Origin of the sequence: Snuella lapsa (genome assembly GCF_039539345.1) — a bacterium.
GTDB lineage: Bacteria > Bacteroidota > Bacteroidia > Flavobacteriales > Flavobacteriaceae > Snuella > Snuella lapsa.
Genome location: NZ_BAABCY010000086.1, coordinates 1 through 22,918, shown reverse-complemented (window position 1 = coordinate 22,918; position 22,918 = coordinate 1). Strand labels below are relative to the sequence as shown.

Genomic DNA, 22,918 nt, shown 5'->3' with positions numbered 1-22,918 from the left:
AACCTATAAAATGATATGGAAATTACCATAAAAGGCGATAAAGAATTTGATGATGTTCCTTCATTGAAATCAAAGGCCTTACGTATAAATTTAAACGAAAACATCTACGGAACTTTTGCCGAAATTGGTGCAGGACAGGAAACAGCCAGGCATTTTTTTAGGGCTGGAGGTGCTTCTGGAACCATAGCAAAGGCAATGTCTGCATACGACAAGGATTTTAGTGACGCTATTTATGGAGCTGAAGATGATGGACGTTATGTTACCGAAGCTCGTTTAAGAAAAATGCTTACCCATGAAATGGAACTCATGGAACAGCGCATTACAAGAGACAAGCACCCAAACAAAATATTTTTTACCTATGCCAATACCGTTGCCACGATAGATTTCGCTAAGCAGTACAAAGGTCATGGTTGGGTAGGTATTAAATATCAGGTTGAAGAAAACAAAGGGTATAACGAAATCATTTTACACGTACGCTTTAAAGAAACCGATGCTAGGCTACAACAAGAAACACTAGGTGTTTTAGGGACTAATTTAATATATGGAGCCTTCTATAAGTACAACGAGCCAAAAAAATTATTGCGTTATTTGTACGATCACCTAGACAAAGACCAACTGGAAATAGACACCATAAACTTCTCTGGCCCTGTATTTAAAAATGTGGACAATCGCTTAATGAGTTTGCAGTTGGTTAAAAATGGCATGACCGACGCCGTAATGTTTGGACCAGACGGCACCAATGTGCTTCCTGCCAAAGTTTTCTATAAAAAGAATGTTTTGGCACTGCGCGGCAGCTTTAGGCCTGTTACAAAAGTTAATATGGAGATGTATGAGAAGTCATACGATATGTTTATCAAAGAAAACAGGGTCAACCCTAAGAATACTATTGTTGTTTTTGAAATAACACTGTCTAATTTAAGAGCTGAAGGCGAGATTGATGAACAGGATTTTATCGACAGAGCCGATTTACTATGTTCATTAGGACAATCGGTTATGATTTCCAACTTCCAGGAATATTATAAAGTTGTAGAATATTTCTCTAAATACACCAAAGCAAGAATGGGACTTGCGATGGGAGTTAGTAATCTGGTAGATATTTTTGATGAAAAATATTACAGACACTTAAGTGGAGGTATTCTTGAAGCCTTTGGTAAGTTATTCTTCAAGGATTTAAAGGTTTACCTTTACCCTATGCTAAATCCTGACACTGGAGAGCTAATAAACAGTGAGAACTTAAAGGTATACCCTAGAATGAAAGAATTGTACAAATTCTTTAAGTACAACGGTAAAGTATCCGATATTAAAGAGTATGATTCAAGCATTATGAATATTTTCTCTAGGCAAATTTTACAAATGATAAATGAAGGAGATCATGGTTGGGAAGATATGGTTCCCGAAGGAACAGCAGACCTTATAAAAGATTACCGCTTGTTTGGTTACACGCGTAAGCCTTTAACTTTAAAAACACGCAAAAAGATAAAATAATCAAAAGAACCGACTATTCTAAAAGTTCCGCAGAGAAAATAGGTTGTCTAAAATACTAGTTAAATAGGTGTTTTAGACAACTTTTTTACTTTAGTAAACGGATTCTTTGCTAAAATACTTGGTTAACAAATAATAAACAACCACCCTATACTTACTTCGATTCGTCTTTCCGTACTTTTCCATGACAGAAGCTATAGCTTGATCCAGTTCCTCATTATCGTCTAGACCTAACTTTTTAATTAAAAAATTGGTTTTTACTCTATCCAATTCTGATTCGTCAGAACTAGAAACAGTCGAAGCATCTGCATTATAAATCGACGGACCACATCCTACAGTTATCTTGGCTAACAGCTCCATGTCCGCATCAATATTAAATTTGTCTTTTAGCTCAATTACATACTTAGCTATAAGTTCATCTCGTTTGTTCATGATAAAATCGGTTTTTAAATAAGTTTTAAATATAACATTTTAGCTCTTTGTTCTACGGAGAAGCATAGGTTATTCTACTTTAAATAATCAAAATACTGCAAAAGCAGCTCGTCATTCAATTCCCTGGGCGTAAACACCTCTAACAGTTTTGGTCGCTCTCCATCTTCATAAAATTCCTTTAACACCTTCTTTAACCCCATTTCGGTCGATGCCATAGTGTATTTGTAACCATGCATTTTACATAGGTGTTCAGCCGTTAGGTCGTGACGGGTTTCGAAGTAGGTTTCAAAATTCGCTGTATTCTTATGCCCGGGAAGGATTCTGAAAATCCCTCCTCCTTGGTTATTTATAACAACAATCCTAAAATCTTTTTGAGTGTAATTATTCCACAATGCATTGCTATCATAGAAAAAACTTAAATCCCCTGTTATAAAAGTGGTGCGCCTTTCACTCACTACAGAACCCCCTATTGCAGTTGCTGTACTCCCATCTATACCACTGGTTCCTCGGTTACAAAACACCTGAACCGTCTTATTGCAATTAAAAAGTTGCATATAACGAATTGCCGAACTATTACTAACGTGTAACACACTATTATCAGGAATGTTTCTCAATACCACATCGAAGACCTTTAAATCGCAAAACGGAACTTCTTTTAGATAGGCCTTGTGCTTCTCTATTCGGTATTCTTTTACAGCAAGCCAAATGTCTTTATAAGTACTTTTTACATAATGTGTCTGCTTTTCGAAAAACGACTCAAAAAACTGATTTGGAGAAGTTTTTATATGCTTATTTAAACAAAAAAATGTATCGTTGGCCGATTTCTCATCTACATGCCAGTGTTGTTTGGGCTGATATTTTCGTAACAGTGCTTTTATTTTTTTAGAAACAATTAAGCCTCCAAAAGTCAAAAGCACATCAGGTTGCAATTGTTTTTGTTTATCGGGAGACAACGGGGCAATTATCTGATCAATACTTGGGAAAAAATTATCGTGTTGTATATTAGATGTTGTTTCGGTAAATACCATAACACTATCGTCTTCGGCTAGTTCATCAAGCCATTTTTGCTCAATTTCGTCAGGGTAATTCACCCCCACTAGTATCATCTTTTTAGAAGCTGCATTCCAATACTCTAAACACTCTTGTAACTCGTAGGCATCAATTGTTTTTGACTTAAACTGTACCTCTTCAACTTTTGGGGAAACACATGGAGTTTCAACTACCTCATAAAGAGGTTCGTCGAAAGGCACATTTATATGCACAGGCCCTTTCTTTATTATAGCATGATTTACAGCGCTATTGATTTCACCTTCGTTATAGACCTGTATTCCTTTTTGTAAGCCCAGGAAACGCTCCAACTTATCCTCAAGGTTTTTTAGTATCGGCAACTCTTCGTCTACAGGAATGTTATTTTCATCCTTTATATCTAATTTTAAATTGGCCTCATACAAAATATGATTGGCAAATACATTCTTTTGATTGATTGTTTGTCCATCTCCTACACCTATTAAATGCTTGGGCCTATCTGCTGAAAGCACCACTAGGGGAATATTGCTGTAAAATGCCTCTGCAACAGCTGGATAATAATTTAACAAAGCACTACCCGATGTACAAATAACAGCCACAGGCTCCTTTAATTGCTGTGCAATCCCCAAGGCAAAGAAGGCCGCGCAACGTTCGTCGACAATACTATAGCATTTAAAAAACACATCGTTAGAAAACCCTATGGTTAACGGAGCATTTCTACTGCCAGGAGAAATAATTACATGTTTTATGTTTTTAGCTTTAAACAGCTGTACAACTGTTTGAGCCAAGGGAATTTTTGGGTATATCATGAAGTTTTAATCTAAGGCAAAAATATAAAATAAGCCCTTAATAATTTAGCTACAGGATACTTTTAATCACCAAAGATTTTAACACTGTCTCTTCCCATTCTTTTTCAGGAATGGAACTTTCCGTAATTCCTCCTCCAACATATACTAAAGCTTCATTAGCCTTAATTTGCATGCATCTTAAGTTTACATACAGTTGGGTGTGTTTTCTGTTTACTGTATAAGCTCTATTTTCAATGTTTCTTTTACCTGTTCGGGGAGCTATCTGGGTTTCCATATTAAGCTCTCCTAAAAAGCCAGAATAAAACTCACGATTATAGTTTTCGCTTTTTAAAATGTACTGCTTAGAGGTTTCTTTTGGCAATCCGCAAACTGCCGGTGTAGGATGCAATCTATAAAGTAAGTCTTTTAAACCATTTACACCCCTACTCAGAGTTCCTGAAACCTGGGTTCTTAAATGCAATAAATTGCCAGCTTTGACTGTTTGGGTCCCTGAAACTTTTACGCTATCTGAAAAACCATCCAAGCTGCTGATTATATAGTCAGTAACATAGCTTTGTTCATTTTTTTCTTTAACACCCCATGTTACGCTTTCATCTCCCTTATACCCTTGAGTTCCAGCTAATGACATGACTGAAAATTTTTTTCCATCAATTTTAATTAGCGTTTCAGGTGTTGCACCTAACCAAAGTCCAATTTTAGGATGATACCAACAATAAACAAATGCCTCCTTATACAAATCCAACAACTTCTTTAATAGTGCTATGGGGCTGTTTTCTTGAAGTATTACTTTCTCTTTTCGAGATAATACCACCTTTTTAAACTGTTTATTTTTGATTTCGTTTATACTGCTTTGTACCAGCTCAATATGTTCCTGCTTATCTGTTTCGTTACTACCGCTACCCGAACTTAATACAGTTCTATTTAAGCATATTCCACCTCCCACTAGCTCTTCGGAGTCAACAAAAATAGTTTCTGAATGGGTTATTGGTATCAGAATGGTCTTTTCCCTACTCTTATCAAAAGGCGCAAACACAAAGCCTTGCTCGTTAAAATCCTGAACAGCAAATACATCATCAGATTTTTGGAGCAGCGAAACAATTTTTATTTCATTGGGCTTTCTGTATACTACAAACGGAAGTTTACTTTCGTATTGTTCATTAATACGTTTGAAAAAATCATCCAAAGTCATCTAAACTATTGGTTTTTAGGTAATGAAATGGTTGACAATTTGGCTACTGAAATCAAATTACCTTCATCATCCGTTACTTTAATATCCAACAATTGGGTTGTTCGTCCTTTATGCAAAAATGTCGCCTTTGCATATACGTAACCATCTTTAACGCCTTTTAGGTGGTTAGCAGTTATTTCTATACCTCGTATAAAAAATTTTTTGGTGTCCAAAAAAATATGCGAGGCAAAACTACCGACACTTTCTGCTAAAGCTGCTGTAGCACCACCATGAAGCAATCCGTCAGGCTGATAGACCCTAGAATTCACAGGCATTCTTGCTGTTAAAAAATCTGGCCCAAAATCCACTATTTCAATCTGCAAAGTCTCCATTAAAGTACCTTTACTAACTGAATTGGCTTGAGCTAAAACCTCTTCTTTAGATAATTGCATAGATGTAGTAATTAATATTGGCATAAAAGTACAAAATGAAGACAAACTACCCAGCTTTTTTATACGATTACACGCAGCCATTGGTTAAAAACACAATGCAAATTTATAGGGTTTAAAATCAATACACTCTTCCGTACCTGCACAAGGTACTTAAATTTTAAGTTCAACACACAAATGCAACTTATTTAATTTCAGCTATTTAAACATCTTTGGTGTTATTTAATATTTTTTTATTATTTTGGCAAGCCTTAACCAAACCACATCCCTATATGAAAGCACACTTAATAGCATTCATGACTTTGTTTTTTTGTTCAACTGCATTTGCCCAACTTCAAGACGAAGAAATAAGACAAACTGTTTTACTTAGAAATGTTAAAGAACAGCGTTTTGTTTTTGGCAAGTGGAGTGCATCTGGTGACACAGAGACCCATCTAACCTATTTGGGAAATATTACTACTAAAACAAATGAAGTTTTTAAAGTCATGACATCTAGTTGGCACTGGGGACCTACTAAAAAAGTGACCAATTTGATCTTAGTATTTAACAATAACAACAAACTTTTAGGGAATTATTATTTAAATACCGAATGTGAGCTTCCCGACATAATAGAAAACAACAAGCTTATTTTTAAACCATCTGAGTGTACCGATTGCACTTATGCTATCTCCAAAGTAGATTTCTACGAAGGTATTCCCGATAATTTTTATTTAGGATGTAAACGAGGACGCGGTAACGTCTACTCCTTTTATTTAAGTTATTAGAAAACTGCCTCGAAGCATATAAATTTCGATTACCAAGTAAAACAACTATCTTTTAAGAAGCAACGACAATACTACCTGTTGAGCCTTCATTATTGGGTGTTAACTCGTATATAAAATCCGGAGTTAAGAGTTTATCTTCTTTCCTGTGTGAAACGTACAAAATTGCAGTGTCCGTTTCATTGGCTATTTTGTTTATCAATTCCGATAAAATAGCAACATCACAATCATCCAGTCCATTGGTAGGCTCATCCAAAATAAGTAAGGGCGGATGCTTAACCATTGCCCTAGCTATTAACACCAAACGTTGATAACCCCTTGATAGGGACAAAAAGCTTTGTTTCCTTATTTTGTACATCCCAAAGACGCGCAACCAATGTTGCACAATCTTGATCTGTTCGTTGCTAGGAACTCTATACAGACCTATTGTATCGAAAAAGCCAGACGCAATCATATTCCCGACAGAATCCAAACGGGTTATTCCTCTCAACATCTCAGATGAAAAGTACCCGATTTTCTTTTTTATTTCCCAAACACTTTCCCCTGTCCCCTTTTTTACTCCAAACAAGGTTATATCCTGATTAAAGGCTTTGGGATTGTCTCCAGAAATCAATGTTAGCAATGTGCTCTTACCAGAACCATTGGGACCTACTAACTGCCAAAAATCACCGGGTTTAATTTCCCAGCAAATATCCTTTACTATCGGTCTGTCATTATAGGCTATGGTAACATTATTGAATTTAACCAATGGTGCTATTGTCTCCCAATCGTTTCGATAGGCCTTAGGTAAAGTCTCTACAAATTTTTTAAACTGGGATAGTGTTTTTGGAGTTTCTGTACTATTTAACAGTACAGGCTTTCCGTCCCGTAACTGGTAGACATCATCTATAAAAGGTAAAATATCTGTTTTTCTATTGGTAATCTGTATTATTGGTATTTTACAACTTAACTGCGTTAGGGTTTCTTCAATTTCTATCTGTGCGGCTGTATCTAAACTACCAAAAACATTATCTACAACAAGATATTCGGGGTTTTGGGAAATGAGATGGTTTAATAATGCTTTTTTTCGTTCGCCTTGAGAAGATTTTTCTAAACTATTTTTAGTGGAAGCTACCACATCATAACGCCCATGCCGTATTTCTTCTTGAATAAATTTCTCAACGGTTATTTCAGAAAAAAGAGCACCTTTTAAATTGGAATAGTTACCAATAAGGTGCTCTTGCATTATGTGTTTAATAAGCGAACGCTTATTATCTTTATTTGAAATATAGAATGCGGAATTTTTATGCAAAAGATTAAGTTTTCAAATATAAACTTCCTTTTGTAAATAAAATATGTACCTGTTAAAGGTTTTTGGTATGAAATGAAACCAAGCCCTCTATAGGTCTGCGCTCAAAGTTACCCACTCTAAAGCCCATCTCCTCTGCTACTTCTTTTATTTCGTTTTGAGAAAAGTAAGCTATAGATCCTGCAAAGTGCACTGGAGCATCTTTTAATTCTTCTTTAAATTGCATGATCATATTCCTGGCAAACAATCGAATACCTTCTTTTATCAAGTTAACGGTATATTCGGAATCTTTATGTAAAAACATAAACTCTGCAAAATTTGCCAAATAGGCATTTGGATTGGGTTGTTTATATAAATTGTACTTTATATAGTCCGCTTCCATATTAAATTTACTGCCAAATGCTATTTTCACATTTTCTGGCATATGGTTAAAGTAATAATCTCTTATTAATTGACGTCCATAGTAATTTCCAGAAGCATCATCCATAATAGAATAACCAAGGGAATCCACTCGTTGGTGCACCTTTTCACCATCGTAATAACTACAATTAGACCCAGTACCTAAAATACACACCACTGCCGCTTCGTTAGGGTCGTTAATGGTAGAGTAAACTGCTGCCATCGTATCTTCATTAACTTCAACAAGAGCATTTTCAAAAATTTCTTCTAGCACAGCTTTTAACATCGCTGTAGGCTTTTCTGTTCCGCATCCAGCACCGTAGAAAAACACGTGTGTTACCTCAGCTCTGTTAGCCTTCAAGTCCTTATTTTTCTTAATTATTTTTTTCAGTTTCTTTTCTGGTAAAATAGCTGGGTTTAACCCTTTAGTGCGTATTTTTTCCATCAATTGTTTACCATTTTTATCAACTGCTATCCAATCGGATTTTGTAGAACCACTATCAACAATTAAAATCATAAGTCTTATAGATTAAAAAAACTCCACAGAATACTGCTTTTTAACACAACCTTCTGTGGAGTCGTTACAAATTAATAATTAAATAATATTATAAAGAACCGATATGCTGAGCTAAATCAACTAATTTAGTTGAATAACCAAACTCGTTATCATACCAAGATACTAACTTCACAAAGTTATCGTTTAACGCCATACTGGCATTAGCATCAAATGTACTTGTTTTTGGTTCAGAAACAAAATCCTGAGATACAACACCTTCTTCAGTGTAACCCAAAACGCCATTAAGCTCATTTTCTGAAGCTTCTTTTATAGCTGCTTTAATTTCATCAAAGCTAGCACTCTTTTCTAAGCGACAAGTTAAGTCTACCACCGATACGTCTACAGTAGGTATTCTAAATGCCATACCTGTTAGTTTCCCGTTTAATTCTGGAATAACCTTACCCACAGCTTTTGCTGCTCCAGTAGATGCTGGCACAATATTGTTTAAGGATGCACGTCCTAATCTATAGTCTTTTCTAGATGGTCCATCTACTGTAAATTGCGTTGCAGTTGCAGCATGAACAGTTGTCATTAAACCTTCAGCAATTCCAAACTTATCATTAATTACTTTAGCCAATGGAGCTAAACAGTTTGTTGTACAAGAAGCATTAGATACGATAGTGTGGTCTGGAGTTATTTCTTTGTGGTTAACTCCCATTACAAACATTGGAGCATCAGCAGATGGCGCAGATATTGCTACTTTTTTAGCACCCGCAGTAATGTGTTTTTGAGCACCTTCTAAATTTGTGAAGATACCAGTACAGTCTAATACAACTTCAGCACCAACAGCATCCCACTTTAAATCTTCTGGGTTGCGCTCTGCAGTAATTCTGATTTCATTACCGTTAACTACCAAATTACCATTTTTAGTTTCGATAGTTCCATCAAACTGCCCGTGTACAGAATCATACTTTAACAAATAAGCTAAATGTTCTACATCTAACAAATCATTGATTCCAACTACTTCAATATCTGGTCTAGAAGCTGCTACTCTAAAAGCAATTCTACCTATTCTTCCAAATCCGTTAATTCCTAATTTTAATTTTGACATAATCTAGTTTATAAAATGTTAAGTGCTCATAATATCTGAGACACGCAATAATTCTAAGTTTATTTTTGATTTTCCTTTAATCGCTTTTTCCAAAGGTGTTAATTCCATCTTATTATTCAACAATCCAACCATAAAGTTAGATTTTCCTTCTAATAACGACTCAACTGCTTTTACCCCCATTCTACTGGCTAAAACACGATCGAAACAAGATGGCGAACCGCCACGTTGCATGTGTCCTAAAACAGATACTCTTACATCGTATCCGGACATATTTTCATCGACATAATCTTTTAACTCAAATATGTTTTTACCAATTTTATCTCCTTCAGCAACAATAACAATACTTGAGGATTTTCCCGATTTCCTGCTTTTGTTTAAAGAATCTACAAGTCTATCCAGACCAAGATCTTCCTCTGGAATTAAAATTTCTTCTGCCCCACCTGCAATACCTGTATTTAAAGCAATGTGTCCTACATCACGTCCCATTACTTCTATAAAGAAAAGCCTATTATGGGAACTTGCAGTATCCCTAATTTTATCGATTGCTTCAACAACTGTATTCAAGGCTGTGTCGAAACCTAATGTATGTGATGTGCCAAAAATATCGTTATCGATAGTTCCTGGTATTCCCATAACGGGAAAATCATATTCCTGGTTAAACACGAGGGCTCCGGTAAACGTACCATCTCCCCCAATAACAACTAATCCATCAACATTGGCCTCGTTTAATTTATTGAAAGCTTTTAGGCGGCCTTCTTTAGTTCTAAATTCATCCGACCGGGCAGATTTTAATATAGTACCTCCTTTATTAATAATGTCTTTAACACTACGAGCATTCATAGGTTTAAAGTCACCTTCCATTAATCCTTCATATCCTCGGTAAACGGCTATGCATTCTATTTTATGATATGCACAGGTTCTAACTACGGAACGAATAGCTGCATTCATTCCCGGAGAATCGCCTCCTGATGTTAAAACAGCTAGTTTCTTTATCTTGTTTGGCATTAAATATTCTAATTTTGCAAGTAAAATTAATAAACAAAAACCATAAAACTATAGCATTTTGAGTATTTTAACAAGACTTGTTAAACTATAACGTTTTAGTTAATAAAAAAAACGATTTTAAAGAAAAAAGCCTGAGAATTAGGCTGAAATATTGCGAATTCTAATTTTTAGAGGCTTCTTTTGTTGTTATAAAATCTGGCAGTGCACTGTCTTCTTTTTCTTCAGATTCGTCCAAATCTTTATCTTCTAGTTTTTTTGATTTTTTTAAAAAGCCTCGTATCAACTCTTTGAAAGTATCAAAATCTACATTGTAAGACAAGCCTACTCCTTGGGTATATCCTATTGCTTCACCAAAGTTTCGTATGCTATTTTCTCTATTAAATACTTTGGCGGTTAAAGTACCTTCTTCATTTAGAAGAAAATCGATTTCTACATCGCCAGCTACAACTGTTTCATTGGCTCCCGCTCCGCCTACAGGCACACCAACTTTACCATTTATTAGTACCCTGTCACTTATTTGGGTTTGCAGGGTAACCCCAAATCGGCCGTCAGTTCTATAATCTGGCCTGTTTTCCCCAGCTTCATAATTTAAGCCTATATTGAGCTTACTGTCTTCGTTGGTAAATATGCCATTAATAATACCGTTAAGACGCTCTGCAATGGTACCTGAAAAGTTAAGCTCACTTAAACCTCTTGAAAACGACCCGGTAGACAAAAGGTATAATGCCTGATTATGCCTGTCGTCCCTGGACTCTAATCGATATTGCAACTCTGATTTTATCGTGGAATTAACGTTAGGGAATCCAAAGCTGAATTCTGGTTGCGGCTGCTCTAAATAGCCTGTTAAATTAATTACTAGCTCTACTGGAATACTTCTGTTTATCGGGTTATCCAGCAATGGCGAGGGATTGGCGCGTGTTTTGTATATAGCCTCCATATTCAACCAAGCTCTTAAAGGCTCTCCTTCCCAGTTAATGGTACCGCCAGGTTTTACATTAAATGTTCTTGCAATTAAACCGCCATAAGCAAAATTATATACTCCTTCAAACACCGAAAAATCCCCCCACATATCAAATTTCCCATTTGTATTAATCTCTACTAATAAGCCTCCACGTCCTCTCCCTTTTAAAGCGTGCCCACTATTTTTGTTAATGATTATTTCCAGCTCAGCATCTTCAGTAACATCCAAATCAAAATCGAGCTCAAGCCCTTTAATTTCTTTAAACACAAAATCGCGTCCCTCCTTTCTTGCTTGTTTTTCTTCTTTGGTTAAAAACCTAATAAAAGAATTATCTCCAAAGGATTCGGTGTCACTCAACGGAATTTTGAATACAGTCCCCGGCTTTGTTTCTCCAACAACGCTTATAACCAATTGTTCTGTAGCCCCACTAATACTTGCGTTACCTCCTATAAAGCCAGTACCATAATACAGAACGTCCTCGGCATATTTTGTATTTAAAACCAATAAGCGTGGTGTACTTATGTTTAAATCCAATCGCCATTTCGAAAAATTAACATGATCTATTGTTCCCTCAAGTGTTCCTTTTGATTCAAATTTAGTGTCGCTTAGTTGCACTTTGTTAAAGATGAAACTTTGGTTTTTTAAGGCTATAGTTGGGCTGTTAGCAAAACTATAATCGACATTAAGATAGGGGATACCCATTCCTGCCTTTTCTAATTTCAACCTGCCATTAATGTCGGGACGCTTAAGGTTACCAATCACATTTACCGATCCTGTTGCCAATCCCCGGACATTGGTTAAAACATCTTGTAATAAAGGATTTAGAGGCTTTAAACTAAATTTATCGAACTCAAGATCAACATCTATTGTTGGTTGCTTAGTCAAGGTACTAATATGCCCCTTAGCTTTAAATGATTCTGAAACGTCATTCTTAATGCCTGCATCAATAGTATAAGTAGTCAATGTACTGTTTGCTGTTATATTGGCATCAAAATCACCCAAAGAAAAGTTATTCACTTTTAAATTATCAATTACCAGTGTCGAACTAGGTAAATAACTTCCTTTTTTTTGTAAAATATTCAATCCTCCATTAACATTACCGGCCAGAGACAAGCTATCTATATCTGGGGTTATTTTAGCTAGATCTACATCTTTAAAATTTAACTTTAAATCCTTTTCCGTCGAATCCTTAACAAAACCTTCAATTCTTATTTCCTCTGTGTTATGGCGTATTCTAAACTTATCTATATTAAATTTAGACAGGGCCTTATTAAATGAAACTTTATTTAAACGATCGTTTTCTTTATTGATATACCAGGTATTATCCTTAATGGTTACGTCTGATTTTTTAAAGCCAATTACAGATTCATTGTCTTTATTTATGGTATGGTAAAAACTTAAGTTATAGCTATCATTATTTCGTTTTCCTCCATTAAACTCCGAACGCATAAACAAAGTATCGTTTACTGTAACGTTAATTAAATTGAACTTGGAAACATTATAATATTTGGTTTTTATACTGTCTACCTCTACGTAGGTATTAAAAAGCGGATTGCTATTATCGACCTGAAGTTCTATATTATTGACAAAATAGTCCAATAATTTAATTTTGGGAGACCTAAATGTAAGTCTAAACTGTTTTTCATCGCTTTCTACGCGTCCACGTATATAGGTATTTTTTCCAAGCTCTATTTCTGGGAAAAAAACTTCTACAATTTTATTGTAAATCTTAAAGTTAAAATCGACACTTTGGTCTGTTGCCACCTCATGTGGCACATAATTGGTATAAATATGCCCTAAAGAATTTTCGAAAATCTTTTTCAAGTCCCTGAACCTAAACTTTCCCTTTAAGCTTCCTTCTATAATATCTGGGGAAGTCAACTCAATAAACCGCGTAGCTCCTTCAAAGCGAGAAGATATGTCGAAAGTATCAAAGTAATAGGTGTCGTTTTGATTTTTATAGGATGTTTTTTTAAAGGAAATTTTCCCATAAGCGTCATCGTAACCACTGCTATTCATATTCATTTTCACATGGCTTGTAAAAACAGAAATGCTATCTTTAGTAATAAAGTTTAGTGCGTTTAGATTGGCGTAATCGACATTTGCTTCAAAATCATACTTATTTACAACTTCCGAAAAATCCACAAGTCCGTTAAAATTTAATCTTAAATTCTTGTCGTAGGTAATTAAGTTGCCATCAAAAATCTTATTTCTAACATTCCCAGCTACTTTTATTTTCTTGTAGCTATAATTGTTATATTCAATTTCAAAAATCTCTCCCTTTACCTGGGTATCAATTGTTTCTGATACAAAACCATTTCCTTTTACATCAAAATTCAATGAGCCTTTACCAATATTTGGGTCGTTTAAAAAGCTCCCGAAGTCAAATTCTTCAAAAATCATTTTCCCCTCGTATACAGCATTGTCGATATCGTTTACCTTTGTTATTTGTAAATTGGAGTCGATACCTCCTAACTCTGTTTGCATTTTAAAATCGGCAATTACAGCCGAAGTCGTTACCTGCGATTTCCCTACAATGGAAAATTTGCCTAAACTGTCGAATGATGATGGTATGGTAGCTCCCAAAACATTAGGGAGTAGTGCTTTTAAATCTTTATATGTTGAAGACAAATCCCTAAAAGAGCCATTCATGTAAAAATCATTAGCCTTCTTACTAAATAGGTTTTTAAAGTTAATATCTCCGTACACCCTAGTATTCTTGCTGGTAGTTAACTTTAAATTGGTAGCCACCAAATCGTTTAACTTTCCAGATAAATCCACGCTAAAGCGCGCGTGTTGATTGGTTCCGAACTCATTATAAAACACATTGAGTTCGTCCAATAAAATATCGGAATCCTTAAAGACAGCCTCTACTAATACTTTGTCTGTAAAATATTGTAAATCCTCGCGCTTGTACAAAAATTTCAAATTACCTTTTAAAACGGAGTGTTCTGTATCAATTTCCAAATTTGCAAACGTCATATCTGTCAATGTATAGGCAAAATCGGTCATTAAATTATTCATAACCAACCCCCTGCTATCGTTGAAATTTAGAGTATTGATACGTGCACTTACATCACTTCCATTAATCAAAAAGTTTGTAGCGTTAATGTTTAATGCTGTAAAATCAAGGACTTTGGAAACAACTTTGTTCTCATTTATCAATTTAAACGTGCCGTCGTAAATTGACACATCACTGGAGGACATCAAAAATTTACTTTTCCCTTTACGCGGGTTGTCGCTTTCAAATTTTGCAACAAACACATCTAAATTAGTTCCTTTTGCATCCTTATAGGTCTTAATATTAAATATCAGACCATATAAATCAATATCCCCAAAAACCAATTTGCCGTTGTAGAGGTTCCTAAAGCTTAAAATAGAAGTGTTTAGTTCTTTTATGCTAATAAGTGTATCTTTTTTATAATCCTCAACATAAATGTTCTTAAGTTCAATATCCCCATTAAACTGCAAACCTACTTTGTCTATATTTATGTTTGTTCCAAAATCTTGGTTAAGTCGTTTGGTAGCATAATTGCCCAAACTGGTTTGAACTGCCGGAATAGACAGTAATAATACCAATATGGTAAAAAGCAGTAGCAATACGGCTACTATTTTAACTAATATTTTAAACCTATGCCTGATGGGTTATAATGTTTAGTTTGTTAAAATAAATTAATGTTTTCATGTTATAAGTCTATAAAACTTCTCTTTAAGACAAATCACATAAAAAATAAATGACTAGTTTTGCATCAATGTACATTCTCTGTTTAGAGGTGTTTGTCTGGATTCAAAATTAACAATTATTGTGCCCAATTTTTACAATGTCTTCACAAAATATTTATATTCTAGGAATTGAATCGTCGTGTGACGATACTGCCGCTTCTGTAATCCATAACGGTAAAATTTTAAGTAATGTTATAGCCAATCAAAAAATACACGAAGCATATGGTGGTGTTGTGCCCGAATTAGCATCAAGAGCACACCAACAAAACATAGTGCCCGTAGTGGATCAGGCCTTAAAACAGGCTGGGATCACAAAAGAAGACCTCCATGCCATTGCATTTACTCGAGGCCCCGGATTAATGGGGTCGCTATTGGTAGGAACCTCTTTTGCCAAATCATTAGCCTATGGTTTAAACATTCCCTTAATTGACGTTAATCATATGCAGGCTCATATTTTAGCGCATTTCATAGACGAAGACGGTTTTGAAAAACCTCCGTTTCCGTTTTTAGGGATGACTATTTCTGGTGGACATACGCAGATAGTTAAGGTCGATAATTATTTTGACATGGACGTTATTGGGGAAACCATTGATGATGCGATTGGTGAAGCTTATGATAAAAGTGGTAAGATATTAGGATTAGGCTATCCGGCAGGCCCTGAAATAGACAAACGTGCACAGTTAGGAAACCCTAAAGCTTTTAAGTTTACAAAACCTAAGGTAGATGGTTTAAATTTTAGTTTTTCGGGATTAAAAACAGCCATTCTCTATTTTATTCAAAAAGAAATAAAAAGCAACCCTAACTTTATTTCGGAACACCTCAATGATATTTGCGCATCCATACAGTATACTATTATCGGGATTGTTATTGATAAGTTAAAACTTGCTGCAAAACAAACAGGCATAAAGCACATTGCTATTGGTGGTGGTGTTTCGGCAAATTCTGGCATACGAAATGCCCTAAAAGAAGGTGAAAACAAATTTGGTTGGACAACATATGTCCCTAAATTTGAATTTACAACAGATAACGCAGCAATGATTGCCATTGTTGGTTATTTAAAGTATCTGGAAGGTAATTTTGCCAAACAGGATGTCACTGCATCAGCTAGATTAAAAATTTAAAATAAATGTATGCAGCTTTTTTATAATCCGGATATTACCCAAAATACCACTCAATTTTCTTTTTCTAAAGAAGAGAGCAAGCATATTATAAAAGTTTTACGCAAATCTACGGGAGACACCTTGCATATAACAAATGGGAAGGGTTGGCTTTTTACAGCTAAGATTAGCATCCCCGACATTAAAAATTGTTTGGCGATTATCACTGAAAGGATTGAGCAACCCAAGCGGAATTTCAAGCTTCATTTGGCAGTAGCTCCAACCAAGATGAACGATCGTTACGAATGGTTTTTAGAAAAAGCCACCGAGATTGGCATAGATAGTATCACACCTTTGCTTTGTGATCATAGTGAGCGCAAAATAATTAAAGTTGAACGTTTAGAAAAGATACTGCAATCGGCAATGAAACAATCACTGAATTGTTACTTACCAACACTTAACAATATGGTCTCCTTTAAAGATTTTATGAAACAAGATTTTAGTGGCGACCTATTTATAGCGCATTGTGAAGAAACAAATAGAAAATCATTAAAGCAAAAGCTCAGCCCACAAAAAGACGTAACGATTTTAATTGGTCCCGAAGGTGATTTTAGTGTTAAAGAGATTGAGATGGCTCTTTTAAATAAATTTATTCCTGTAACTTTGGGAAAAACCAGACTACGAACTGAAACAGCAGCCATTGTAGCCTGCCATAGTGTTGCATTTGTAAATGAAATCTAAACAAATTACGATTAACCTTAATATATGAAATTAGCCATAACCTCACTCCTTTTATTTTTAACCACAAACATATTCTCACAGGATTTGGCTGTTTTAAAGTATAAAGGTGGTGGTGATTGGTATGGCAACCCTACCTCGCTTCCCAATTTAATAGCATTTTGCAATACCAATATCAACACAAAAATAAATCCCAAGCCACAAACTGTTGAAGCCGGAAGCACCGATATTTTTCAATTCCCATTTATACATATGACAGGGCACGGCAATGTGTTTTTTAGTGAAGCAGATGCTGAGAATCTTCGTAATTATCTAATTTCAGGTGGTTTTTTACATATTGATGATAATTATGGCATGCAGCCTTATATAACTGAAGAATTAAAAAAAATATTTCCTGAAACCGAATTAATAGAACTTCCTGCCAGCCATACTATTTTTAACATCGTCTACAAATTTCCTGATGGTTTACCAAAAATACATGAACATGACGGTATGCGTCCCCAAGCTTTCGCTATTTTTCATGAAAATCGATTGGTACTTTTGTTTACATTCGAAAGTGATTTAGGAGATGGTTGGGAAGATGAATCCGTACATAACGACCCAGATAATGTTAGGGAAAAAGCTCTGAAAATGGGCGCTAATATTATTAAATATGCTTTTGAAAACTAAGCACTAAACTCCTAGGAATTTCTTTAACTTAATTAAATTCAATTGCAACTAAACCATTATAATACCAACTTTACAAAGCGTATATTTCCTGTAGTTCTTGTTTGCGACCAAGTTTCGAACGCCCCTAATTTGGGAAGCCTCTTTAGGATTTCGGATGCCTTTGGGGTTGAAAAGCTGATGCTTTGCGGGGAAGACATTTCTTTGGGAAGAAAACTAACAAAAACTTCAAGGTCAACCGAAAAATTTGTCAACTATACAATTTGCAAATCCACTTTAGAGACTGTAATTGAATTAAAAAACAATGATTACCAAATTATAAGCCTGGAAATAACAACAAACAGTACCCCTATCCATAATTTCAGTCTATCAAACAAAAAGCCAATTGCTTTAATTGTAGGTGATGAAAACTTTGGTATTTCAGATAGCATCTTAAAAATTTCTGATGTGATTATCCACATAGACATGTTTGGCAACAATAGCAGTATGAACGTTGTACAGGCTACAAACATTGCTTTATATGAAATAACCAAGCAACTTATGTAAATGGTTTTTATATATTTACTAAATGAATTCAAAAATTATTTCCAACGGCATTCTAAGAGCTTTAGCTATAGTTACAGGAATAGCTTTATTGGCTCTATTCCTCTATAAGATACAATCGGTAATTGCTTATATTGCCATAGCAGCCGTTATATCGCTTATTGGAAGACCTATAGTTCTTTTTCTCCAGCATCGACTTAAGTTTAAGAACACCATTGCTGTTATTGTTTCCATGATCTTACTTATTGGGATATTGGCTGGTTTAATAGGACTGTTTATCCCACTAGTAATAAAGCAAGGACACAATTTATCGCTTTTAAATATTGAGCAGCTACAAAGTAATATAGAAGATTTATACGTGGAGATCGTTACGTATTTTGACCTCCATCAAATTGACATTGAGGAATCTATAAGAGAAACCAATGTTTTAACGAAAATCGACTACTCACTGATTCCCAACTTCTTAAACTCAATTATTAGTGGTTTGGGCAATTTTAGTATTGCTCTATTTTCTGTATTATTTATTTCGTTTTTCTTCTTAAAAGACAGTCGGTTACTTGAAAATGGCATCCTCACGTTTATCCCAGACAACAAAGAATCTCGTTGGAAAGCTTCTTCTACCCAAATAAAAGACCTGCTATCCAGATATTTTGTTGGACTTATTTTTCAAATTCTCATTCTTTTTATCATCTACACCATAGGTTTGCTGATTATAGGGGTTGAAAACGCTATTGTTATAGCTTTTTTATGTGCCTTACTTAATTTAATTCCCTATGTAGGCCCCTTAATAGGGCTTTTCTTAATGGTTACTTTAACAATGACAAGTCATTTGGGCGAAGGTTTTAGCGACGTTATTTTACCAAGCACACTATGGGTTTTGGTCGTTTTCGGCATTGGCCAATTAGTAGACAACTTTTTTAGCCAACCCGTTATTTTTTCTAAAAGTGTAAAATCGCATCCTTTAGAAATATTTTTGGTTATTCTTATTGCAGGTATCCTATTTGGTATTGTAGGTTTGATTATTGCTGTACCAGCTTATACCACCATAAAAGTTATTCTAAAAGCCTTTTTGTCGGAAAATAAAATTGTTAAAAAGCTTACCAAAGGCTTATAGTATTACTTTGAATAGAAATATATTAAATAATGACATTCAGGAATTTATAAATAATAACCTGAAAAATGACATCACTTCAATTCTATTAAAGGGCACTAGTTTTCCTAATGTGGACACCAAAGAGATAATTGAGCAAATTGAAGCAAAGAAACGTTGTGGAAAAAAATTACCTGTCTGGTTTAACACTAAAAATATTTACTATCCTAACAAATTAAACATTGAACAAACCTCGTCTGAATTAACCGCACAATACAAAGCTGGTTTAATCTCAGGAGGTTCTATTGTTGATTTAACTGGTGGATTTGGTGTTGATTGCTATTTTTTCTCTGAAAGATTTAAAATTGTAGAGCATTGCGAAATAAACCACTCCCTTTCTACTATTGTTAGCTACAACTATAAACAGTTAGGAATTGAAAATATAAAAACACACTGCATTGATGGCTTTAAATTTTTAAAAAACACCTCAAAGACCTACGACTGGGTTTACATTGATCCGTCACGAAGACACGATGTTAAAGGCAAAGTATTCTTTTTAAACGACTGCTTGCCAAACGTTCCAAAAAATTTGGACATATTGTTCCAACGATCAAAAAAGATATTAATAAAAACCTCGCCCCTGCTCGATTTATCTGCTGGTATCAGCGAATTAAAACATGTAAAAACCATTCATGTAGTTGCAGTTAACAACGAAGTAAAAGAGCTCCTTTGGGTTTTAGAACAAGGTATTATTGATGATATTTCTGTTGAAACAATCAACCTCAAAAAAGAAAACAACACCGTTTTTAAATTTTCACTAAACAAAGAAAAAACGTTAAGCTCCAATTACAGCAAGCCTCTTAACTATTTATACGAGCCAAATAGTGCCATTTTGAAAGCAGGAGGCTTCCATTCCATTGCTAGCCAACTAAACGTTTTTAAGCTTCACAAACATTCGCATTTATATACCAGTGATGACAATATAAGCTTCCCAGGAAGAGGGTTTAAAATTGAAGAGGTATTAAACTACAATAAAAAAGAGGTGAAAAAACTAGACCTACAAAAAGCCAATATCACTACCAGAAATTTCCCTGAAACTGTCGAACAACTCCGCAAAAAGCTTAAAATTAAAGATGGAGGAAACTGTTTTCTTTTTTTTACAACCGATATGGATAATAACAAAATTATCCTAGTAACCAGTAAATTATAAAAATACCTTTATGACCTTGGCTTATTAATACCTCTATCGTACATAACAATGCTTCCAGCCACAGAAACGTTTAAACTTAATATTGACTTAAACTTAACCAAAAAATGAGATTTATCTATTGCTTGTCTAGACAAGCCATGATCTTCTGCTCCCAATAAATATACACAACGCCTAGGATGATGAAACGTTTCCAAGGGCACAGCTTTATCGGTTAGTTCAACCCCTACCAGTCTAGCGCCCTTAGGTAAATTGTTAAAGAAATCATCAAAAGTCTCATAATGGAAATAGGGCATCGCTTTAACGGCATTATGCGTATCACAGGCCTGTTTTGCATAGCGATTTCCAATAGTAAAAATAAAGCTGGCTCCTAAGTTTTGAGCTGACCGCCATAACATACCTAAATTTTCGGGTGTTTTGCCGTTTTGAATTCCTATACCAAAAAATTCGTTTGTAAAATTATCCATGTTTGGCAAAAGTATAAAAACATATGAATAAATAAAGGTATCAAATTGCTACCATGAATAATTTGGTATTTTTTTATTAATTTATGCGCTATATTTCCATTAAAAATATACTGCAATTGAAGACTTAATTGACCTTTTGCATAGCATAAACAAGAGTTCAACCTGAATTCTTTGTAGATATCACAAACAAGATTTGAATGATCCGAGGCTTACCTCAAAATATAATTTCTTTTATGTGCAGATACTTAGGCCATAGTAATTTACTCTTATTAAAATCTTAATAATACTTTATCCTAATCTCCCCTTCCGGATCATTATTTTTTACAATTAATTGAATTCTATACAGCTTATCCTGCTTCCATTCACTTTTCAATTTATCATCTGTAAGCACTATTTCCTCTGTTCGTAATTGTAACTGTTCAGGATCATATTTTATATAAAGCACCTTCTCTTCATTCCTGGATAGTTCTACAACCCCCCTCTGTACATTCTTGATTTCCAGAGGGGTTATATTGTTTAACACAATACCTTTTAAATTCTGTTCCAACTTATAAACGTCCGAAATTAGGATGCCGGCTTTACTTGTTTTAAAACTTCTCACCCATGATTTTATCTTTGCCTCTTCAGGATAAGCTGCTTCAATATTCATTTTTAATGCATTCTTAGACTTGATAACATCATGAGTTCTATATTGCAAACCATCCTTTTGCATTGTTCCATTTATAGTAGGTAAATTGTGATAAGCACTTTGCATCGTCCAAATATCATAACGTTGGGAACTAAAGGATTTTTTAGTGTATTGCTCTACTCCAACATCAATAATAGCAGGTTCTCCATTTACAAAAATCGTATAGTTTCCTACATCATTATGATTATGACTTTGTGCATTGTGTCCCCCCAATACGGATAAAAAAAGACGTTTTCCTTTAATCATTTGCGAGGTACACAGTAGCTCCAAATCAGGGAACCAAACCTCGTCTTTAGAAACAGATTCCTGCATATATGATTTTAAAAAATCAAAATCGAATATCCCAGTTAAACTGGAATACATATCTCCAAATTTGTTCGATGTGATTTCACCAATTGGATCATAATATTCCATAACTTTTTTAGCTGTGTCCATGAGTTGCTGGTTATTCTGGACTTTACCATGATGAAACACCTTAACGGCTCTGTCTGCCATTATATATGGTCCGTCTCCAATATTAACAAAGTAGTTCTTTGCTATGTGCGACTTATGAAAGAAGTCTGAGATGTTCTTAATATTAGCATAAAAAATCTCCCCACATTTCTTTAGTGATACTTAGGTATATTAAGTATAACAGGTGTAACTTGATTCGTATAAGTAGAAAACGTATCCCCTTCAAATTGGAATCATGTATGGCGGTAATCAATTATAATTTTTCATGCGTCATAAACATAGTAAAATACAATCGATTGTCTTAAGGGTTGATTCAATTAATATTGATACTTTATCAACACGTTTCAACTCACTTTGTTCATAGGTACCATAAAACATAACGCCCTTGAAACATCTTTATGCCAAGGGCGATACCTATCAATTTTCCTTAAAATAACTTTTTTAGTCAACTAGAAAGACTAAAATCACAATGATCTAGTTTAAAACCATCTCAATAACCTGTCCTTCTGTAGTGTTAATCAATATAATTCCTTTTTCCATTTTGTAAGTAGCTCCATTAACTGTAAAAGCCTCTTCTTTAAATGGGTTCTCTAGTTTTAAATCACCACCTTTTTCAGATATAATTATTTACAGGATTCGAACCTGTGACGGTCTGCTTAGAAGGCAGATGCTCTATCCAGCTGAGCTGTGATGTTTGTTTGCCTTTGTTATTCCAATGAAGCATTGTGTTGTGCAAGTTATGTGCAAAACTTTAACCTGATTATATTATAAATTCAATATTTTATATAGAAGTCATCTTGACTTTTTAAGTTTATAAAATTTCTTTAGTCCAATTACAATGAAAGCTAGGAAGTTAAAT

The 22,918-nt window shown here is 34.7% G+C and carries 19 protein-coding genes and 1 tRNA gene; 8 read left to right on the top strand and 12 right to left on the bottom strand.

Features of this window, described 5'->3' with window-relative positions; all coding sequences use genetic code 11:
* Window positions 1-15: 15 nt before the first annotated feature.
* Window positions 16-1,485, top strand: a complete 1,470-nt coding sequence (locus ABD792_RS16050) for a TonB-dependent receptor (protein WP_345007382.1) — start codon at window positions 16-18, stop codon at window positions 1,483-1,485.
* Between the two features lie 90 nt (window positions 1,486-1,575).
* Here ABD792_RS16050 and ABD792_RS16045 read toward each other — a convergent pair whose 3' ends face one another.
* The 4 genes from ABD792_RS16045 to ABD792_RS16030 all read right to left on the bottom strand — a co-directional run bounded on the left by ABD792_RS16045 (window position 1,576) and on the right by ABD792_RS16030 (window position 5,369).
* Window positions 1,576-1,914 carry a DUF2853 family protein gene (locus tag ABD792_RS16045; RefSeq protein WP_345007381.1) on the bottom strand — a complete coding sequence of 113 codons (339 nt, stop codon included), beginning with the start codon at window positions 1,912-1,914 and terminating at the stop codon, window positions 1,576-1,578.
* A 74-nt stretch (window positions 1,915-1,988) separates the two neighbouring features.
* On the bottom strand, window positions 1,989-3,749 hold the full coding sequence (gene menD / locus ABD792_RS16040) for a 2-succinyl-5-enolpyruvyl-6-hydroxy-3-cyclohexene-1-carboxylate synthase (RefSeq protein ID WP_345007380.1): 1,761 nt from the start codon (window positions 3,747-3,749) through the stop codon (window positions 1,989-1,991).
* 49 nt (window positions 3,750-3,798) lie between these two features.
* Window positions 3,799-4,938: a chorismate-binding protein gene (locus ABD792_RS16035; RefSeq protein WP_345007379.1), complete on the bottom strand. Its 1,140-nt coding sequence runs from the start codon at window positions 4,936-4,938 to the stop codon at window positions 3,799-3,801.
* A gap of 5 nt (window positions 4,939-4,943) precedes the next feature.
* Window positions 4,944-5,369, bottom strand: coding sequence for a PaaI family thioesterase (locus tag ABD792_RS16030; RefSeq protein ID WP_345007378.1), 426 nt, complete (start codon window positions 5,367-5,369; stop codon window positions 4,944-4,946).
* Window positions 5,370-5,638: 269 nt separating this feature from the next.
* Between ABD792_RS16030 and ABD792_RS16025 the strand changes: the two genes are divergently transcribed.
* Window positions 5,639-6,130, top strand: a complete 492-nt coding sequence (locus ABD792_RS16025) for a hypothetical protein (RefSeq protein WP_345007377.1) — start codon at window positions 5,639-5,641, stop codon at window positions 6,128-6,130.
* Between the two features lie 52 nt (window positions 6,131-6,182).
* On the opposite strand, the gene ABD792_RS16020 is transcribed toward ABD792_RS16025, so the two are convergent.
* From ABD792_RS16020 to ABD792_RS16000, 5 genes are all read right to left on the bottom strand, one after another.
* Window positions 6,183-7,418: an ATP-binding cassette domain-containing protein gene (locus tag ABD792_RS16020; RefSeq protein WP_345007376.1), complete on the bottom strand. Its 1,236-nt coding sequence runs from the start codon at window positions 7,416-7,418 to the stop codon at window positions 6,183-6,185.
* A 52-nt stretch (window positions 7,419-7,470) separates the two neighbouring features.
* Complete coding sequence (locus ABD792_RS16015) at window positions 7,471-8,331, bottom strand: BadF/BadG/BcrA/BcrD ATPase family protein (RefSeq protein WP_345007375.1); 861 nt, start codon at window positions 8,329-8,331, stop codon at window positions 7,471-7,473.
* 88 nt (window positions 8,332-8,419) lie between these two features.
* The gene (gap, locus tag ABD792_RS16010) at window positions 8,420-9,421 is read right to left on the bottom strand and encodes a type I glyceraldehyde-3-phosphate dehydrogenase (protein WP_345007374.1); all 1,002 of its coding nucleotides are present in this window, start codon (window positions 9,419-9,421) and stop codon (window positions 8,420-8,422) included.
* An 18-nt stretch (window positions 9,422-9,439) separates the two neighbouring features.
* Window positions 9,440-10,426: a 6-phosphofructokinase gene (gene pfkA / locus ABD792_RS16005; RefSeq protein ID WP_345007373.1), complete on the bottom strand. Its 987-nt coding sequence runs from the start codon at window positions 10,424-10,426 to the stop codon at window positions 9,440-9,442.
* 160 nt (window positions 10,427-10,586) lie between these two features.
* Window positions 10,587-14,987: a translocation/assembly module TamB domain-containing protein gene (locus tag ABD792_RS16000; RefSeq protein ID WP_345007372.1), complete on the bottom strand. Its 4,401-nt coding sequence runs from the start codon at window positions 14,985-14,987 to the stop codon at window positions 10,587-10,589.
* A 221-nt stretch (window positions 14,988-15,208) separates the two neighbouring features.
* Here ABD792_RS16000 and tsaD point away from each other — a divergent pair, with 221 nt between their 5' ends.
* The 6 genes from tsaD to ABD792_RS15970 are packed head-to-tail and all read left to right on the top strand — an operon-like array spanning window position 15,209 to window position 20,454.
* Window positions 15,209-16,231 (top strand): tRNA (adenosine(37)-N6)-threonylcarbamoyltransferase complex transferase subunit TsaD, encoded by a 1,023-nt coding sequence (gene tsaD, locus ABD792_RS15995; protein WP_345007371.1) that lies wholly within the window; start codon window positions 15,209-15,211, stop codon window positions 16,229-16,231.
* A 9-nt stretch (window positions 16,232-16,240) separates the two neighbouring features.
* The gene (locus ABD792_RS15990) at window positions 16,241-16,948 is read left to right on the top strand and encodes a 16S rRNA (uracil(1498)-N(3))-methyltransferase (RefSeq protein WP_345007370.1); all 708 of its coding nucleotides are present in this window, start codon (window positions 16,241-16,243) and stop codon (window positions 16,946-16,948) included.
* Window positions 16,949-16,972: 24 nt separating this feature from the next.
* Window positions 16,973-17,614: a DUF4159 domain-containing protein gene (locus tag ABD792_RS15985; RefSeq protein WP_345007369.1), complete on the top strand. Its 642-nt coding sequence runs from the start codon at window positions 16,973-16,975 to the stop codon at window positions 17,612-17,614.
* A gap of 42 nt (window positions 17,615-17,656) precedes the next feature.
* A complete protein-coding gene (locus ABD792_RS15980) occupies window positions 17,657-18,157 on the top strand; it encodes a TrmH family RNA methyltransferase (protein ID WP_345007368.1) in 501 nt (166 codons plus the stop codon).
* Between the two features lie 22 nt (window positions 18,158-18,179).
* Window positions 18,180-19,268, top strand: coding sequence for an AI-2E family transporter (locus tag ABD792_RS15975; RefSeq protein WP_345007367.1), 1,089 nt, complete (start codon window positions 18,180-18,182; stop codon window positions 19,266-19,268).
* A gap of 7 nt (window positions 19,269-19,275) precedes the next feature.
* The gene (locus tag ABD792_RS15970; protein ID WP_345007366.1) at window positions 19,276-20,454 is read left to right on the top strand and encodes a THUMP-like domain-containing protein; all 1,179 of its coding nucleotides are present in this window, start codon (window positions 19,276-19,278) and stop codon (window positions 20,452-20,454) included.
* An 8-nt stretch (window positions 20,455-20,462) separates the two neighbouring features.
* Here ABD792_RS15970 and ABD792_RS15965 read toward each other — a convergent pair whose 3' ends face one another.
* The 3 genes from ABD792_RS15965 to ABD792_RS15955 form a co-directional block, all read right to left on the bottom strand.
* Window positions 20,463-20,918, bottom strand: a complete 456-nt coding sequence (locus ABD792_RS15965) for an RNA methyltransferase (protein WP_345007365.1) — start codon at window positions 20,916-20,918, stop codon at window positions 20,463-20,465.
* A gap of 277 nt (window positions 20,919-21,195) precedes the next feature.
* Entirely contained in the window at window positions 21,196-22,101 is a 906-nt protein-coding gene (locus tag ABD792_RS15960; RefSeq protein ID WP_345007364.1) for a heparinase II/III domain-containing protein, read from the bottom strand.
* A gap of 586 nt (window positions 22,102-22,687) precedes the next feature.
* Window positions 22,688-22,746, bottom strand: a tRNA-Arg gene (locus ABD792_RS15955).
* Window positions 22,747-22,918 lie beyond the last annotated feature (172 nt).